General features: G+C 59.7%; 14 protein-coding genes and 1 pseudogene. 8 read left to right on the forward strand and 7 right to left on the reverse strand.

Translation table 11 applies throughout. The features are described 5' to 3' along the window. Positions 1–131: 131 nt before the first annotated feature. The 6 genes from ACA041_RS13010 (at position 132) to ACA041_RS13035 (ending at position 5,807) form a co-directional block, all read left to right on the forward strand. Positions 132–647 carry an Hcp family type VI secretion system effector gene (locus ACA041_RS13010; RefSeq protein WP_497441473.1) on the forward strand — a complete coding sequence of 172 codons (516 nt, stop codon included), beginning with the start codon at positions 132–134 and terminating at the stop codon, positions 645–647. Between the two features lie 53 nt (positions 648–700). Then, complete coding sequence (locus tag ACA041_RS13015; protein WP_497441474.1) at positions 701–1,609, forward strand: hypothetical protein; 909 nt, start codon at positions 701–703, stop codon at positions 1,607–1,609. 717 nt (positions 1,610–2,326) lie between these two features. Next, on the forward strand, positions 2,327–3,844 hold the full coding sequence (locus ACA041_RS13020; protein ID WP_497441475.1) for a CoA-acylating methylmalonate-semialdehyde dehydrogenase: 1,518 nt from the start codon (positions 2,327–2,329) through the stop codon (positions 3,842–3,844). 127 nt (positions 3,845–3,971) lie between these two features. Then, positions 3,972–4,361 (forward strand): tautomerase family protein, encoded by a 390-nt coding sequence (locus ACA041_RS13025; RefSeq protein WP_497441476.1) that lies wholly within the window; start codon positions 3,972–3,974, stop codon positions 4,359–4,361. 52 nt (positions 4,362–4,413) lie between these two features. Next, positions 4,414–5,460, forward strand: a complete 1,047-nt coding sequence (locus ACA041_RS13030; RefSeq protein WP_497441477.1) for an NAD(P)H-dependent flavin oxidoreductase — start codon at positions 4,414–4,416, stop codon at positions 5,458–5,460. A gap of 137 nt (positions 5,461–5,597) precedes the next feature. Beyond that, the gene (locus ACA041_RS13035) at positions 5,598–5,807 is read left to right on the forward strand and encodes a hypothetical protein (protein ID WP_497441478.1); all 210 of its coding nucleotides are present in this window, start codon (positions 5,598–5,600) and stop codon (positions 5,805–5,807) included. A gap of 56 nt (positions 5,808–5,863) precedes the next feature. On the opposite strand, the gene ACA041_RS13040 is transcribed toward ACA041_RS13035, so the two are convergent. From ACA041_RS13040 to ACA041_RS13070, 7 genes are all read right to left on the reverse strand, one after another. After that, positions 5,864–7,135, reverse strand: coding sequence for an epoxide hydrolase family protein (locus ACA041_RS13040; RefSeq protein WP_497441479.1), 1,272 nt, complete (start codon positions 7,133–7,135; stop codon positions 5,864–5,866). A gap of 159 nt (positions 7,136–7,294) precedes the next feature. Beyond that, the gene (locus ACA041_RS13045) at positions 7,295–9,331 is read right to left on the reverse strand and encodes an LTA synthase family protein (RefSeq protein WP_497441480.1); all 2,037 of its coding nucleotides are present in this window, start codon (positions 9,329–9,331) and stop codon (positions 7,295–7,297) included. 48 nt (positions 9,332–9,379) lie between these two features. Further along, positions 9,380–9,973, reverse strand: a complete 594-nt coding sequence (locus tag ACA041_RS13050; RefSeq protein WP_497441481.1) for a hypothetical protein — start codon at positions 9,971–9,973, stop codon at positions 9,380–9,382. Then, positions 9,970–11,268 carry a sialidase family protein gene (locus ACA041_RS13055; protein ID WP_497442069.1) on the reverse strand — a complete coding sequence of 433 codons (1,299 nt, stop codon included), beginning with the start codon at positions 11,266–11,268 and terminating at the stop codon, positions 9,970–9,972. Before ACA041_RS13055 ends, ACA041_RS13050 begins: the two co-directional genes overlap by 4 nt. A gap of 250 nt (positions 11,269–11,518) precedes the next feature. Beyond that, a complete protein-coding gene (locus ACA041_RS13060) occupies positions 11,519–12,520 on the reverse strand; it encodes a TerC family protein (protein ID WP_497441482.1) in 1,002 nt (333 codons plus the stop codon). A gap of 188 nt (positions 12,521–12,708) precedes the next feature. Then, positions 12,709–13,887: a cystathionine gamma-synthase gene (locus ACA041_RS13065; RefSeq protein ID WP_497441483.1), complete on the reverse strand. Its 1,179-nt coding sequence runs from the start codon at positions 13,885–13,887 to the stop codon at positions 12,709–12,711. Beyond that, positions 13,884–15,260 (reverse strand): pyridoxal-phosphate dependent enzyme, encoded by a 1,377-nt coding sequence (locus tag ACA041_RS13070; RefSeq protein ID WP_497441484.1) that lies wholly within the window; start codon positions 15,258–15,260, stop codon positions 13,884–13,886. Before ACA041_RS13070 ends, ACA041_RS13065 begins: the two co-directional genes overlap by 4 nt. 261 nt (positions 15,261–15,521) lie before the next feature. Here ACA041_RS13070 and ACA041_RS13075 point away from each other — a divergent pair. Together ACA041_RS13075 and ACA041_RS13080 are read left to right on the forward strand one after the other, a co-directional pair. Then, positions 15,522–15,656, forward strand: a pseudogene (locus ACA041_RS13075) (DUF1801 domain-containing protein); the annotation flags it as partial. A gap of 222 nt (positions 15,657–15,878) precedes the next feature. Further along, the gene (locus tag ACA041_RS13080) at positions 15,879–16,979 is read left to right on the forward strand and encodes a polyamine ABC transporter substrate-binding protein (RefSeq protein WP_497441485.1); all 1,101 of its coding nucleotides are present in this window, start codon (positions 15,879–15,881) and stop codon (positions 16,977–16,979) included. Positions 16,980–17,095 lie beyond the last annotated feature (116 nt).

Consider the following 17,095-nt stretch of genomic DNA (forward strand, 5'->3'; position numbering starts at 1 on the left):
TTTTCAGTAACCTTGCAAGCGCGCAGGTGCTGCAGGTAGAAGAATTGATAAGCGCGCTGATGGCACATGGTGGCACCACGAGATAAAAGTAATCTACTGATCAAGAAACAACCAAACAAGGATGAACTGACATGGCACTTGACGCTTACCTGAAAATTACTGGTATACCCGGCGAAGCCCTTGATGAACAACACAAAGACTGGATAGAAATTACGGGATATCGCTTTGGCACTCATCAAAGTACATCGGCTACAGCCAGCTCGTCAGGCGGCGCTTCATCGGGGCGAACAACTGTCAGTGACTTTACGTTTACTAAAACTCTGGACAAATCCAGCTGCAAGCTCATAGAAGCCAGCTGTGCAGGGGAACACCTCAAAGAAGTAGTTTTGACGCTGCATCGTGCTGGGGGTGAAAAACTCAAGTATTTTGAGATTACGTTGGAAGAAGTCATTATTTCTGACTACTCCCATAGCGCGAGTGATGGCGTCCCTGTTGAAACTATTAGTCTGAACTACGGGCGTATTAAAACGATCTACACCCAGCAAAAACGAGGTGATGGTAGCGGCGGAGGTAACGTCGCAGGTGGCTGGGACCGAATCAATAATAAAAATTCTCCTGAGACCATCACTCATGTCGGAAGTCTTTAGCTTCATAAATTCTCACATCCAAAATTACTCATACCTGAAATCGAATCTACAACTTGGGAAAAAACTCAGCCGCAAAGTTTGATGTATTGAATGCTCATATTGTCAATACTGTAGTCTTGCCCGGAGAGATAGTAATTATCGGGGATGGCTCAACTCCGACCTGTACGACCGACGAAGCTTTTTATATGAAAATGGCTTTCGATACCCATCTGGCATTAATGGCAAACGGCATGCAAGGTGACGGATTTCTGGTTGAGAACCACGAGTTACTTGTAAAAATGCTGGGGTACTCGTCACTTGGCATTGGTAGCGTGGGCGGTGCATGGAGCAAACACCTCGAGGGCATCAAGAAAACACTTGAAGAAATTGAGGCTGCCCATGCCGACCACCTCAGAAGCCGTACGCCTGAGAGTCGAAATGTTTTTCACGCAAAGCGAAAGATGCTATTTGAAAAGCTTGATGATCAACTGAAATCTTTTGCAAGCTACGGCTCCGGTTTGCGAAATCAAGGGTCGGTCAAGAGCATGCTCGGCATTTCAACGAAGAGTTTTTTACATTCTGGAGTAATTTCAGGTTATGCCGAAACCATTGGAGCCGTTGCAAAAGCTTCAAATCTCATAAAAAAAGGTACATACATCGGCATAGGGTTAGATGTTGCGGCAGCGGGAGTATCTATCAATGAGGCTTGCTCTAGTGACCGTGGAGATCAATGTCGAAAAGCGAAATATGTTGAAACCAGCAAACTCACCGGTGGCGTCTTGGCTGGAGCAGCAGGAGGTACGATAGGTGCAGCCGCCGCCACAAGCCTATGCATTGTTGCTTTAGGTATCGCTAGTGGAGGTCCAGGCGCGTTTGCCTGTGCGTTCATAGGGGGCGCGATGGGTGGGGCGGGCGGAGGTTATGTAGGGGGCGAAGGCGGCGAACTATTTGGTAACGCCATTTACGAGACATTTGGAAAATGAACCGAATAGAGTTAGGCGTCACTGTCGGAGTAGTATTCGCGATGTTGATTTTGAATATTATCTATATGGCGTATTTGGTGCTTTATAAGTTAGAGGTTGCAGAAGGCCATTTGTCCAAGTCCAACTGGATTTGCAGTAATAAAAGAACGCTATTGAAAACAGGATGGACAGGGGCTATTTATAGGCTTAACGCTATAGCAATAGTTTTATTGATGCCAAAGCTCAGTCAAAAAAGAAAATTAATTGCTCTTCCTGATGTTAATGCGTTCCCCAGGAATATGAAGCTAATGATATTGGTCAATTATTTTTTCTTGCTTCTATTGCTGTGTTGCATGGTGGTTCTCGTTATTATCTCTAAAATTTAGTGCGCTGCTCCCGGTTCATATTAAACCCTCGCATGGTTTGCGGGGGTTTTTTCAGCAGTTTGTAAAGCCAGTTCGATGTAACTTCCGGCTCTGATTAATTCATTCATAATCATGTATTGATCCGGCCTGGATTCTTACTTTTCTTTACGTCGGGCGAGCCTCGTGACCTGCTCATCCACCGTGACCGTCATAAAGTCTACTTCATAATTTGTGATCCATAAGATCATTAATCATCATTTTACATGATCCACCGGCTGACCTACTTTGGCCCTGACAGGCACACCGACACCGCCTTTCACTTACCTGACAACAACAAGAGATGGCTCTTATCCACCACCAGGGGACACCCGCCATGAGCAACCAGCCAGCAGAGATCGCACATTACATTCACGGCCGCGCGACACCAGGTACCTCAAGCCGCACGCAGAACGTCACCAACCCCGCCACCGGTTCGGTCATTGGCCAGGTGGCGCTCGCCAACGCCTCGGACGTCGACGCGGCGGTGAAGTCGGCAGCCGGCGCTTTTCCAGCGTGGTCGGCGCTGCCGCCGCTGCGGCGGGCGCGAATCATGTTCAAGTTCCTGGCGTTGCTCAACGAGCACCGCGACACCCTGGCGCGGATGATCACCGCCGAGCACGGCAAAGTCTTCACTGATGCCCAGGGCGAAGTGACGCGGGGCATCGAGGTCGTCGAGTTCGCCTGCGGTATCCCGCAACTGCTCAAGGGCGACTACACCGAGCAGGTCTCGACCAACATCGACAACTGGACCATGCGCCAGCCTCTGGGCGTCGTGGCCGGCATCACGCCCTTCAACTTCCCGGTGATGGTGCCGATGTGGATGTTCCCGCTGGCCATCGCCTGCGGCAACACCTTTGTGCTCAAGCCCAGCCCGATCGATCCGTCGCCTGCGCTGCTGATCGCCGAACTGTTCAAGGAAGCCGGGCTGCCGGACGGCGTGTTCAACGTGGTACAGGGCGACAAGGAGGCGGTGGATGCGCTGCTGGATCACTCCGACGTCAAAGCCGTGAGCTTTGTTGGATCGACACCGATCGCCAACCACATCTACGAGACGGGCGCCCGCCACGGCAAGCGTGTGCAGGCATTGGGCGGGGCGAAGAATCACATGGTGGTGATGCCCGACGCCGACATCGACCAGGTGGTCGACGCATTGATCGGCGCGGCCTTCGGCTCTGCCGGCGAACGTTGCATGGCGATCTCGGTGGCGGTGTTCGTCGGTGAAGTCGCCGATAAGGTGATACCGAAACTGGTGGAGCGCACCCGCACGCTCAAGGTGCTCGAGGGCATGAACCTGGCAGCCGAGATGGGCCCGATCGTGTCGCAAGCAGCACTGCAACGCATCACCGGTTACATCGAGCAAGGCATCAGAGAAGGGGCTGAGTTGCTGGTCGACGGGCGTGGCTTCGACGGCAGGCAAGCCGGCGCCGATTGCGCCCAGGGTTTCTGGCTCGGCGGTACGGTGTTCGACCATGTCAGCGCCGGGATGAAGATCTACCAGGAAGAGATTTTCGGCCCGGTGCTGGCGTGCATGCGGGTGAAGGACTTTGCCGAGGCCGTCGACCTGGTCAACGCCCACGAGTTCGGCAATGGCACCGCTTGCTATACCCGCGATGGCCACATCGCGCGGGAATTCGCCAGCCGGATTCAGGTCGGCATGGTCGGCATCAACGTACCGATCCCGGTGCCCATGGCGTGGCACGGTTTCGGCGGCTGGAAGCGCTCGCTGTTCGGTGACACCCACGCTTATGGCGAGGAGGGCGTGCGCTTCTACACCAAGCAGAAGTCGATCATGCAGCGCTGGCCGAACAGCATCGCCAAAGGCGCCGAATTTGCCATGCCGACGTCCAAGTAGGCATTGCGCTTAACAGGTTTTGGGATGGAGAGCGGGTGGGATGGCGGCAGGCACGGGCTGCACGCCATCCTTTTTCCCAAGGGAGCGAATGGCTCGCTCCCGGTTTTTTTCGCAAAGGTGAATCGCTATGCCGCTGCTCAAGTTCGACATCATCCAGGGCCGCAATGATGAACAGCTCAAGGCGCTGCTGGATGTGGCCCATCAGGCCATGGTGCAAGCCTTTGAAGTGCCTGCCAGTGATCGCTACCAATGCGTCACGCAACATGGTCCCGGGGAATTGGTGCTGCAAGACACGGGACTGGGTTACACGCGCTCGGCCGATGTGGTCTTGCTGACGGTGATTTCCCGACCGCGTCCGGAGCCACAGAAAACCGCGTTCTACCGTTTGCTGGCGCAGAAGCTGCAAGCCGACTGCGGCTTGTCCCCGGACGACTTGATTGTGTCGCTGGTGGAGAACGCCGATGCGGACTGGTCCTTCGGCCGTGGCCGGGCGCAATTCCTCACCGGGGAACTCTAGCCTCTGGCCGTCCACTTGCACTCATCCGCGTACATTTCTTACAGGTGCTGCCATGTCCAATCCTCTGCTGTCGCTGTTGAACATCGAACTGGCGATCATTCAATCGCCCATTGTCGGCGTTTCCACTCCCAGGCTTGCGGCCGCGGTGTCCAATGCCGGAGGGCTGGGCTCCATCGGCATCGGGGCGAGCACTGTCGACCAGGCGCGGGCCATGCTGCGGGAGACCGCTGCGCTGACGGACAAGCCCTTCAACGTCAATCTGTTTTGCCATCAGCCTGCGGTTCATGACGCAGTCCGGGTCTCGGAATGGCTGAACGTGCTGGCTCCGTTTTTTGCCGAGTTCGGTGCTGCCGCGCCTGCTTCGCTGCGTGAGATCTATACCTCGTTCGTCGAGGACCCGGACATGCTGCAGATGCTGCTGGAGGAGCAGCCGGCGGTGGTCAGCTTCCATTTCGGCTTGCCCCCGCAACCGGCGATCGATGCCCTCAAGGCCGCCGGCATCGTCCTGTTATGTTCGGTGACCAACCTGGCCGAAGCGCGGTTGGCCGAGCACGCCGGGGTGCATGCCCTGGTGGCTCAAGGTTACGAAGCCGGCGGGCATCGCGGGGTCTTCGAGCCAGGGCAGGACACTGAAATGGGGACTTTCGCCCTGGTGCGGGTGTTGAGCGCTGAATGCAGCCTGCCGGTGATTGCGGCGGGTGGCATCATGGACGGCGCAGGAATCAATGCGGTGATTGAACTGGGAGCCAGTGCCGCGCAGTTGGGTACGGCGTTTATCCTCTGCCCGGAATCTGCCGCCAACGGCGCTTATCGTGAGGCCCTCAAAGGTCCGCGGGCACACCAGACCCAAGTCACCAGCGTCATTTCCGGCCGTCCGGCCAGGGGCATGGTCAATCGCAACTTCACCTGCCTGGAGGTGACTGGAACGCTGCCGGACTATCCGCTCACCTATGACGCCAACAAGGCGCTCAACGCGGCGGCAAGCGTCCACGCCAATACCGATTTTGCCGTGCAGTGGGCCGGGCAGGGCGCACCATTGGCCCGCGAGATGCCGGCGGCGGCGTTGGTCAAGTTGCTGGCGGCGCAGATGACAGTCTGACCCGCGACCGGCACTTGCCGGATGCGCCATCAACGTACCGGCGGTCAGGTTCGAGGAATTTTTCGTCACGACCGTACTCGACCGTTTGATCAGCAATGGCTTTTCAATGGCGGTGATTTCCGCCCGGGGCACACGCAATGATATCGGTCGAAGACTTCAGGACCCAATCCCACGCACTACTGATCGAACTGGATGCCGCCACGATGGGCATGATGGTGCTGGTTTCATCACGATGTGTTTCAGGGCCGGCGTGGGACGATGCGACCAAAAGACATCACGATGCCTATGAGCTGTGGAATGCCTTTCTCAATGTGCCGGATCCAGCCCTGAGCCCGGCGACTCTCTGACATCCTGCATCTTCAGACCAAGGACGATTTCGGCGCGACACTTCACGCCAGTCCATTCAGCGCAACGAGCGGAACGCCACGCGAAGTTCCTCGGTAAACAGCTGCGGCTGTTCCCAGGCCGCGAAGTGGCCACCCTGTTTTGCCTTGTTAAAGTAGATCAAGTGGCCATAGGCGCGCTTGGCCCAGCTTTGCGGGGGGTAATAGACGTCATCCGGAAATACCGTAACGGCCACCGGCAGCGTGATCTCGGTGGTTTTCTGTGCGGCCGAAGACAGCGGGCTGCGTCCCATGTTCTCCCAGTAGAGCCGTCCTGCCGAGGCGCCAGTTTGGGTCAGCCAGTACAACGAGATGTTGTCCAGCACCTGATCCCTGGTCGGCGACTGCTGTGGGTCGGCGCCGTACGTCCATTTGGCAAAGCCCGGATGCACGAGCATGAGCGCCGCGAGGAAGGCCGGTGAGTCCGTCACGCCATAGCCCATCATCTGCGGTCGCGCCGCCATCATTGCGCTGTAAGCCAGGTTGCCTTGTTTGACGAGGGTGGCGACGGCGTCGAAAGTCGCGCGCTCCTCCTCGGAGAATCCCGCCGGCGCCGGCCCGCCGACCGCCAGTGCCGCACCCGCTTCCGGCGGAATCGTCGCCGGCAGATTCAGATGAATACCACGCAACCCGGCAGGTGCCTGGCGCGCCATCGCGCTGGTAATGGGGCCTCCCCAGTCGCCACCCTGGGCCACGTAGTGGGTGTAGCCCAGACGCTGCATCAGTTGCGCCCAGACCCGCGCGATGCGATCCGGGTCCCAACCGGTGTCACCCGGTTTACCGGAAAAGCCGTAGCCAGGTATGGACGGGATCACCAGATCAAATGCATCGGCGGCCTTGCCCCCGTGCGCCGTCGGCTCGCTGAGCGGACCGATGACCTCGATGAACTCCAGCACCGACCCCGGCCAGCCGTGGGTCATGATCAGCGGCAGCGCCTGCGGATGGGACGAACGCACCCAGATGAAATGGATATCGACCCCGTCGAGGGTGGTCACGTACTGCGGCAAGGCATTGAGCTGCTTCTCGACCTTGCGCCAGTCGTAATCGGTGGCCCAGTAGCGAACCAACTCCTGCAACTGCGCCAGCTGCGCGCCCTGTGAGCGATCGGCAACCGTTTCCTTGTCCGGCCAGCGGGTCGCCTGCAGGCGGCTGCGCAGGTCAGTGAGGTCCTTGTCCGCAATGGCGACGTGGAAGGGGCGGATGGCGTTGGCGTCGTCGGCAGGTGCCGTGCTGGCGAGGGAAGAAATGGAAAGCGAGAGGGCAGCAAAAACGACTGCGAATAGGTGCTTCATCTTCACTTCCTCGGTTGAGGGGCAGGATGAGTTCGCTCGTGATCAGCATAGCATCAGGCGAAAAACGGGCCATTCAGACCGTGCACGGTGCGCATCGTTTTTCAGCTTCAGCAAGTGGATGGGCAGAACCGCACGTCAGGGTTCTGCCACCACTTCTAGTCACTCACGCACATTCTGATAAAGCATCAACCGCGAAGTCTCATGCATACCCCGAGTCAACTCAACCAGGCGCTTGAACTCGTCAGGGTTTTTCTCGGCCACGTTGTCCAGCGGCGTCTGGGAGGCCAGGTCGTGGAGGGTCGGCGAGCTTCCGTCGTGTTCCATCTGCACCATGTAGTGCTGAGTGACGCCGGCAATCAACGGGAAGGTGCCTTCGCGCAATACCAGCGGCACCACACGTTCACCCTCGGGGGCGGGCTGCTGGATGTCTCGACCCATGCCGCTGTTACGGAACTCGAGGCCGGCCATGCCTGCGACGGTGGGCAGCAAGTCCACCAGGCCGACCGCTTCCTTGACGTTACGCGTGCCGAGCAAGCCCGGTGCGTGGATGATCATCGGTACCGCGTTGCTTTCCAGGCCCAGCTGCTCGTAGGCCGGGGCCAGGAACGGGATCTGCGCGATGCGGGTGTTGTGGTCGCCAAACAGCACGAAAATGGTGTTGTCGTACCAGCCGCCTGCCTTGGCGATTTCCATCAAGCGACCGATGTTGAAGTCCAGCAAACGCACTGCGTTGTACTGCTCGACGCTGCGCGACCCTGCGGCTTGTACTTGCTCCAGGGTAGGGTGCTTGACCTCGAATCCATCATTGGTCTTGGGAATCGTGAAGGGACGATGGTTACCGGCCGTCTGCACATAGGCGAAGAACGGTTTGTCCTTGGGCAGTGCTTGCAGGATCTGGTCGGTTTCCTTGAACAGGTCCAGATCGGAAATCCCCCAGACATCCACCACCGGGGACTTCCAGTCGCGCTCTTCGAACAGGCGAACGCCATCGATGCTCTGCCGGATCAAGGCATTCATGTTGGCCCAGCCGGAGTTGCCGCCGATGGTGTAGAGCTTCTCGTAGCCGGTGAATGCGTTGATCAGGGTGTGCTGTTTGGTGATCAGCGGATTACGGGTCGCGGTTTCCTGTCGAGTGACGTCAGGCACGCCGCTGATACTGGCCCAGACGGTTTTCGCGGTCCCGGTCACCGGCACATAGAAGTGCTCGAAGAACCAGCTCTGCGTGGCCAGGCGATCGATGTTCGGCGTCGGATTGAGTGGGTTGCCATAGGCACCGACGGCACTGGTACCCAGCGATTCAAGCATGACGAACATCACGTTCGGTGGTCGATTGCCCGGTACTTTGTAAGGTTGTGGCCCCTGGTGACGGACAAAATCAAGGCGTTGCGGGTCAGGCTGTGCGACCCCCAGGTACTTGGCCATGACTGGATAGTGTTGGCGCACCTGCGCTTCGTCATAACGCGACTGGCCGACCTTGACCGTGTCGTAAAGGAAGATCACCGGGTTCAGGCCCAGTGCGGCGACCTGGTTGTTACCCGAGAAGAACGCATCGCTCCAGCGCAGCGGCACAGGGTTTTCCAGGTTCATGTTCTCGACCCGGCCCAGGATGCCCAGCAATACCAACACCACCATCAACGCGCTGCCCCAGGTGACGGCGAGCGGGTGGATGACTTTGCGCGGGCGGTCCAGGGTCAGGCGCTCCAGGCGCACCAGGGCCAGGGTCACCAGGGCGACCGTCGCCAGCCAACCCAGTGAAATCCAGATGACCGGGTAGGTCTGCCAGACCATGTCCCGGGAGATTTGCGCATCCTCGATAAAGCGCAGCACGGTGGCGTTGATTCTCACGCCCAGGTACGCGTAATGGCCGAAATCGATGATGTAGATCAGCAGCATGACGCTCAGGATCGCAGCCAGGTACACCCGCGCGATCCGGCGCAGCAGGCGGCTGGTGGTGAGGTTCCAGCGCGGGATCCAGGCCAGCAACGCCAGCGGCAACATCACCAGGATGGCCAGGCGCAGATCGAAACGAAAGCCGATGCCCAGGGTTTCCGGCACGGACGGTTCAGCGCTCAACGCGTTGGTGTCAAACCCGGAAAAGCCGAAAAAGAACACCACCCGCAGCAGTGCAAACAGCGCAAACGCAATCGCTGTTGCGCCCAGCCAATAATGCAAACGTCTCGATTGCAGCCAACCCATCCATGTTCCCCTGTTAAAAATTGTCGTTGAATCTTGAATGAGCGGTTGTCACGCCGAGCCGCGCAGCGCGCTGAGCCGAGCATAGGTCCAGCGCATGGCCAACAGCAGCAGCGCCAGGCAGCAATACAGGCCCAGCAGCGGATCAACCAGGTAATCCCAATAATTGTGCGATGGCTTGATGCCAACGATGAAGGCCAGGGTCGCGCTGGCCAGCATCACGACGGCCAGGTAGTTGCGCAGGTAAAACAGGCTCAACGTCAGCAGTGCGACGAACACCAGCATCGGACGCGGGCTGAAGCCGAACCGATACGGATCCAGGTCGCTCAGGCCCAGGGTTGCCGGGTACAGCGCCAGGGCAAGCACGGCAAAGAGGATCAACACGCCGGTCTGACCTTGCGCCCGCGCCAGGAAGTCCAGTCGACGCAAGCAACCCCAGGCCATGAACACCAGGGTGGTGACGGCCAGGTCATCGATGTGGCTGCGCAAGTACGCGGCCAGCGTCAACCCGTCCAGCGGAATGAAGCTGGCGGCCAGCAGGGCGAGCAACAGCGCGCCACGCCAGGCCCTGCTCAAGCCAAAGGAAGGCAGGAGCAGGAACAGGATCATTGCGAAGCTGATATGGGCTTGCCAGAGGTTGATCATTGGACACGCTCCGACAGCCAGGCATCGTTGAACGTCACGTGCTTGATGAATGTGTTGTTCCAGGAATACACCAGGTGATACAGACCGTCGGGACTGCGGATGAAGTAGGGGTACTCATATTCGAATTCGCATCCCTGGCTTTTGCAGACACGGGTGTCGAGGTTGCTCAGGAACTGCGCTTCGAGCGGTTGGCGGAGTGCGCCACTGGAACCGCGAAATTCCTGGCCGATGATTTCCTTGTAGGCCTCGGGTGAAAACGGAGCCCCCAAGGGATCGGGCGATTTATCCAGGTCGCGTAACGAGCGCCAGTCGTCCATCTCGGCGTCGGTCCCGTACAGGCTCAGCTTGAAGCGCCCCTCCTGCAGGTCATTGAGTGCTACCAGCAACCCGTGTTCAGGGGTCGCGACAGCCGCCAGCGAGGAATTGGGATTCGATGGATTGAGCGGGTAGGGTTCGCTCCAGGTTTGCCCGGCATCTTCGGTGCGGGTCGCCAGCACCCGGTGGTGGGTGTTGCCGGCGTAGCGCAGCAAGGCCACACCGCGCTGCCCATCCAGCGGCACCACCGTAGGTTGCAGGGAGTTATTGCCGTGGCTGATGCGGTATTTATCGATCACATTGCCGTCCGCGCTCAGGTACAGGTACTCGGCGAACTTGCCCAGGAACTCGTGGTAAACCGGCAGACCGATAGAGCCGTCGGCATGAAACACCGGTGCCGAGCGGACCAGGGTGCTGATGTTCAGGAAGGGCGAAGTGATCAACTGGCGCGGTTCGGACCATTGGCGACCAAAGTCATCCGAGACCATCACATTGACCGCACTGCCGGCCCAGCCGCCCATGGACACGGACACGTAGAACAGCCAGAGGCGATTGTCCGGCGCGAGTGCGACCACCGGATTGCCCAGCTTGCGAATGTATTTTCGAGTGCCCTGTTGCGTCGAATCCCGGGTCGCCAGCACCTGTTCGGCACCCCATTCGCCGGTTTTCGCGTCGAAGCGCGCAGAGCGTACCTGCACGTCGGCTGCGCCTTCGCGAGTGCCGGCGAACCAGACCGCCATCAGGCTGCCGTCAGGCAAGGCGGTGACCGCCGAGGAATGCACGAAATCCACCAGCCCGGACGAGGCGAACCGGCTGGTATATATGGGCTTGGCCACTTGATCGGCCACGGCCATGACCGGTTTCATCAGAGCAAAGGACGAATGCACAGGGGCCGGGTGACTGAGCCAGGCGCCCGCGAACAGGCAGGCAAGGGCAAGGTAGACACCGACGGCAGGAAGACTGGGAAGGTTGATGCGCATAATAAGGCAGAGCATCTCATGGCTCGAGCGAGCGCCGTAACCTATCACTAGTAGTTGACTGGGCGATGTTTAACGAGCTACTAAATTGTAAGCAAATATTTTCATGATCCTGATCAACCGAAAACGGCAATGGCGGCGCCGTTTAGCACCAGTGTTTACGGCGTTTAACCGATATTTGACCGTCAGTCTGAAACACCCTTTGAGCAGCCAGGCATTACTGGGTTTCGTCTGTTTCTTGCCGACGCGGCCATCACTTAGCCGTGCCCGGGTCTCGTTCAGTGTTCTTCTCCAGCGCCTGGGGCTTTTCCCTGGTCCGCAGCAGACTCAACAACACCGAGCTCAGAATGATGCCGGCGACCAGCGTCAGCGACCATTGGATCGGCACATGGAACCACGGCATGACCAGCATCTTGCCGCCAATGAAGACCAGCACGAAGGCCAGCCCGTACTTGAGCAGATGGAAACGCTCGGCCATGTCGGCGAGCAGGAAGTACAGGGCGCGCAAGCCCATGATCGCGAAGATGTTGGAGGTGAATACGATGAAGGGGTCGGTGGTGACGGCGAAGATCGCCGGGATGCTGTCGACCGCGAATATCAGGTCGCTGGCCTCGATCAGGACCATGACCAGAAACATCGGCGTCGCCCAGCGCACACCGTTGAGCACCACGAAGAACCGCTCGCCGTGAAAGCCGTCGGTGACGCGCAAATGACTTCGCAGCCAGCGCAGTAAGGGGTTGCTGGCCAGATCGGGCTGCTGGTCGGCGAAGATCAGCATCTTGATGCCGGTGATCATCAGGAACGCGCCAAAGACATAGAACAGCCAGGCAAATTGCGACACCAGCCAGACCCCGGCGAAAATCATCACGGTGCGCATCACGATGGCACCGATCACGCCATACAGCAGGACCCGGCGCTGCAACTCCGGCGGCACGGCGAAGTAGCCGAAGATCATGACGAAGACGAACATGTTGTCGATCGACAGCGATTGCTCGATCAGGTAGCCCGTGAGGAATTCAAGAGTTTTGCGCTGGGCGAGCTGCGCGCCGAAGCTGTCGTTCAGGTACCACCAGAGCAGGGCGGCGAAGAGCAGGGCCAGGCCGCTCCAGGCAATGACCCAGGACAGCGCCTCCCGGACGGAAACGCGATGGGCCTTGCGACCGCCGAACACGAAAAGGTCCAGCGCCAGCATGCCGATGATGAAGGCGATGAAGCCGGCCCACATCCAGGGTTCGCCGATGTTGATGGGGGACATGCCATTTTTCCCGAACTGATCGAGGCAGGTGCAGGTCATGCTATCGATCAGGTCGCATCAGGAAAAATCGTTTATTTTTTACTGATGATTCGTTTTTTTCGAACTGTTGTCGGCTCAGCGACCCGCCAGTCGCGTCACGCCATGCCTCCTTTTTCATCTCATGCACATGGACAAGCAGCCAGGTGTACTCAAATCTGCGCCAGCGCCTGGGCCAGGTCCGCACGCAGGTCTTCCACATCCTCGACCCCCACCGACAGACGCACCAGTGCATCGCCGATGCCGAGTTGCGCGCGGGTGTCGGCGGGGATGGTGGCATGGGTCATGATCGCCGGGTGCTCGATCAGGCTTTCCACGCCGCCCAGGCTTTCGGCCAGGGCAAATATCTGCACGCTTTCAAGGAAGCGCCTGGCGCCGGCCAGGTCGCTATTCAGGTCGAGGGAAATCATCCCGCCGAAACCGCGCATTTGCTGGCGCGCCAGTTCGTGCTGCGGATGCGAGGGCAGGCCCGGGTAATAGACGCGGCTTACCTGCGGCTGACGCTCCAGCCATTGCGCCAGTTCCAGGGCATTGCTGCAGTGGCGTTCCATGCGCAGCGCCAGGGTTTTCACCCCGCGCAGGGTCAGGAAGGCGTCGAACGGCCCGGCGATGGCGCCCACAGCGTTCTGCAGGAAACCCAGGCGCTCGGCCAGTTCGGCATTCTGGCCAACCACGGCGATGCCGCCGATCACGTCGGAATGGCCGTTCAGGTACTTGGTCGTCGAGTGCAGCACGATGTCGAATCCCAGCTCCAGCGGGCGCTGTATCCACGGGCTGGCGAAGGTGTTGTCGGCCACGCAGATGATGTCCCGGTCACGGCAGATGCGCGCGATCGCCGCCAGGTCGGTGAGGCTGAGCAAGGGATTGCTCGGCGTCTCGACCATCACCATGCGCGTATCGTCCTGCAGCGCCGCTTCGAAGGCGGCCAGGTCCGAGAGGTCGACGAAGCTGAAGCGATGCCCGGCGCTGCGTCGACGCACCTTGTCGAACAGGCGGAAAGTGCCGCCGTACAGATCGTTGCCGGAAACGATGTGCGCGCCGGTGTCGAGCAGCTCGAGCACCGTGGAAATCGTCGCCAGCCCGGAGGCGAAGGCGAAGGCCTGGCTGCCGCCTTCGAGATCGGCGACGCAACGCTCCAGGGCAAAGCGCGTCGGGTTGTGCGAGCGTCCGTAGTCGAAGCCCTTATGCACGCCGGGGCTCTGTTGCAAGTAGGTGGAGTTGGCGTAGATCGGCGGCATCAGCGCCCCGGTGGTGGGGTCCGGCACCTGCCCGGCGTGGATCACCCGGGTGGCGAAGGCGCGCGGTGCAGGGTTGTCATCGTGCTGACTCATGTCAGGGATCTCCGTAAATGATTGAGCAGGTCGACCCGGGTAATCAGGCCGTGGAAGCCCGACGCGTCGGCGATGATCGCCACCAGTCCGCGGTCGAGCTCCGCTTGCAGTTCGGCGAGGCTGGCGCCGGGCGGCAGGGTTTGCAACTTGTCGGTCATCGCGCTGGCCACGCTCATGCGAAAGTGCGAGGGATCTTCCTGCATGCCCAGCAGGATATCGGACTCGTCGATCACCCCGACCAGCCGCTGGCCGTCCACCAGCACCGGCAGTTGCGACACATCCGCCAGGCGCATGCGCTGGAACGCGGTGAGCAGGGTGTCGTCCGGGCCGACGCTGATCACCCGGCCATCCTCGAAGCGCCGCGCGATCAGGTCGCGCAGATCGTCATAGTGCTTGTACTGCAGCAGGCCCTGATCGTTCATCCACTGGTCGTTGTAGACCTTCGACAGGTACCGCGTACCGGTGTCGCAGACAAAGCTGACCACCCGCTTCGGCTCGGTTTGCTCGCGGCAGTAACGCAGCGCCGCGGCCAGCAGGGTGCCGGTCGAAGAACCGCCGAGAATGCCTTCGGCGCGCAGCAACTGGCGGGCGTGATCAAAGCTTTCTTCGTCGCTGATCGAATAGGCCTTGCGCACACTGGACAGGTCGGCAATGGAAGGGATGAAGTCTTCACCGATGCCTTCCACCGCCCATGAGCCGGGCGTGCCAAGGGTGCCGCTGCGGCTGTACTCGGCCATGACCGAGCCGACCGGGTCAGCCAGCACCATCTCCAGGTTCGGCTGCACGCGGCTGAAAAAACGGGTCAGTCCGGTCAGTGTGCCGGCGGAGCCGACGCCGACGACGATGGCATCCAGATCATGCTGGGTCTGCGCCCAGATCTCCGGCGCGGTGCTGCACTCATGGGCCAGCGGGTTGGCCGGGTTGTTGAACTGATCGGCGAAGAAGGCATCGGGAATGTCCTGCGCCAGGCGCGCGGCAACGTCCTGGTAGTACTCGGGATGGCCCTTGCCGACATCGGAGCGGGTGATGTGCACCTCGGCCCCCATGGCCTTGAGGTGCAGGACCTTCTCGGTAGACATCTTGTCCGGCACCACCAGCACCACCCGGTAGCCCTTGGCGCGGCCGACCAGGGCCAGGCCCAGGCCGGTGTTGCCGGCGGTGGCTTCGACTATGGTGCCGCCCGGTTGTAAACGGCCATCGCGTTCGGCGGCGTCGATCATCGCCAGGCCGATGCGGTCCTTGATCGAACCGCCGGGGTTCTGTGATTCAAGTTTCAGGAACAGGGTGCACGGGCCGGTATCGAAGCGGCTGATACGCACCAGCGGCGTATTGCCAATCAGTTCGAGCACGGCGGGGCGGGAGTCGTTCGGCATGTTGTCACCTCGCTGCAAAAATCTGCACTGGATGGGACAGCAACCCGCGGCGAGTCATCGCGCGCCGGTCGCAGGTAAATGCGTGCTTGGAACATAGGCCGGGATTGCTCCACTCGCAACCGCGCACGGCCAATTGGTAGCGTCGTCGCCGACATCCCGGGGCTTGCCGTAGCGCCGTTAGTCAGCGACACCCAGATGACCGGCGAGTGCCGACTACCCTGATGAGGGCAACGACCCACATCAAGGAGGCGCGATGAACAAGGACACAGTCGGCGGGCGATCGATATCTGCCAAGGCGACAGTCCGGATGAAGCCGCGTTGAAGGCGCTGATTCGCGCCGCCGTGGCGCTCAACCATGCGAAGCGATCAGCCGGTCGCAGCACACCCGGCAAATGAACAATCCAGCGTCTTCATCCGGACACGGATATTGGCCATCTGGATCCTCTTTTGGCCAACCCCGCACTGTCATCCGCCAGGGCTCTGGGCAAGAATCAGGTCCAGGCGCGGATTCACACGCGCCAGCGAAACCACCACCAGACACTTGCTGCTCCTTGAATGTTGCAGGCCGCTGCCGTGTACAGACCATAAAAACCAACGCCACACCTGGGGGAAAAATCCATGGACACGATGAAACGCATACTGGGCGCCACTGTTTGCGGGCTGACGCTGCTAGCCGGTGCGGTACAGGCCCAACAGCGCGAATTGAGGGTGTACAACTGGGCGGACTACATCCTGCCATCGGTGCCCAAGGACTTCGCCCAGAACACCGGCATCAAAGTGACCTGGGACACTTTCGATACCAATGAGTCCCTGGAAGCCAAACTGCTGACCGGCAATTCGGGATACGACCTGGTGGTGCCGTCCAACCAGTTCATCGAAACCCAGATCAAGGCGGGCGTGTTCCAGAAACTCGACAAGTCGAAACTGCCGAACTGGCAGCACCAGGATCCGGCGCTGCTCAAGCTGCTGGACAAGAACGACCCCGGCAACCAGTACGGCGTGCCTTACATGTACGGCACCGTGCTGATCGGCTTCAATCCGGACAAGGTCAAGGCAGCGTTGGGAGAGAATGCGCCGGTGGACAGCTGGGACCTGGTGTTCAAGCCCGAGAACATGGAGAAGCTCAAGTCCTGTGGCGTGGCAATGCTCGACTCACCTTCGGAAATCCTGCCGCTGGCCCTGCACTATCTGGGGCTGGACCCCAACAGTCAGAACCCGGACGACTACGAAAAAGCCAAGGCGCTGATGCTGAAGATCCGTCCCTACGTCACCTACTTCCACTCGGCCAAGTACATGACCGACATCGCCAATGGCGACATTTGCGTCGCGATCGGCTACTCCGGCAGCTTCTACCAGTTCGGCAATCGCGCCAAAGAGGCCGGCAACGGCGTGGTCGTCGATTGGCGCCTGCCCAAAGAGGGCGCGCCGATCTGGTTCGACACCTTCGCCATTCCCAAGAGCGCGAAAAACGTCGACGAAGCCCACGAGTTCCTCAACACCTTGCTCGACCCCAAAGTCATCGCCCCGATCAGTGACTTCCTTGGCTACCCCAATGCCAACAAGGATTCGATTGCGCTGATCAACAAGGAGATCACCGGCAACCCGAACCTGACGCCGACCAGCGAGGCCTTGAAAACGCTGTATGTCGTGCAACCGCTTCCGCAGAAGCTTGAACGGGTACGGACCCGGGTCTGGACCAGTATCAAATCTGATAAATAAGGCTTGGCCGAACCGAACCTGTAGGAGCCAGGCTTGCCGGCGAAGGCATCCGCGAGTGCACCTTCGCTGTAGGAACCAGCCTTGCCGGCGAAGGGGGCCGTGAGTACGCCTTCGCC

It is taken from the genome of Pseudomonas sp. LBUM1676, from assembly GCF_059695605.1.

Excerpts from the sequence above, each read along its gene's own strand:
- ACA041_RS13010 (WP_497441473.1), top strand. The coding sequence starts at position 132 with ATGGCACTTGACGCTTACCTGAAAATTACTGGTATACCCGGCGAAGCC.
- ACA041_RS13020 (WP_497441475.1), top strand. The coding sequence starts at position 2,327 with ATGAGCAACCAGCCAGCAGAGATCGCACATTACATTCACGGCCGCGCG.
- ACA041_RS13025 (WP_497441476.1), top strand. The coding sequence starts at position 3,972 with ATGCCGCTGCTCAAGTTCGACATCATCCAGGGCCGCAATGATGAACAG.
- ACA041_RS13030 (WP_497441477.1), top strand. The coding sequence starts at position 4,414 with ATGTCCAATCCTCTGCTGTCGCTGTTGAACATCGAACTGGCGATCATT.
- ACA041_RS13035 (WP_497441478.1), top strand. The coding sequence starts at position 5,598 with ATGATATCGGTCGAAGACTTCAGGACCCAATCCCACGCACTACTGATC.
- ACA041_RS13040 (WP_497441479.1), bottom strand. The coding sequence starts at position 7,135 with ATGAAGCACCTATTCGCAGTCGTTTTTGCTGCCCTCTCGCTTTCCATT.
- ACA041_RS13045 (WP_497441480.1), bottom strand. The coding sequence starts at position 9,331 with ATGGGTTGGCTGCAATCGAGACGTTTGCATTATTGGCTGGGCGCAACA.
- ACA041_RS13050 (WP_497441481.1), bottom strand. The coding sequence starts at position 9,973 with ATGATCAACCTCTGGCAAGCCCATATCAGCTTCGCAATGATCCTGTTC.
- ACA041_RS13055 (WP_497442069.1), bottom strand. The coding sequence starts at position 11,268 with ATGCGCATCAACCTTCCCAGTCTTCCTGCCGTCGGTGTCTACCTTGCC.
- ACA041_RS13060 (WP_497441482.1), bottom strand. The coding sequence starts at position 12,520 with ATGTCCCCCATCAACATCGGCGAACCCTGGATGTGGGCCGGCTTCATC.
- ACA041_RS13065 (WP_497441483.1), bottom strand. The coding sequence starts at position 13,887 with ATGAGTCAGCACGATGACAACCCTGCACCGCGCGCCTTCGCCACCCGG.
- ACA041_RS13070 (WP_497441484.1), bottom strand. The coding sequence starts at position 15,260 with ATGCCGAACGACTCCCGCCCCGCCGTGCTCGAACTGATTGGCAATACG.
- ACA041_RS13080 (WP_497441485.1), top strand. The coding sequence starts at position 15,879 with ATGGACACGATGAAACGCATACTGGGCGCCACTGTTTGCGGGCTGACG.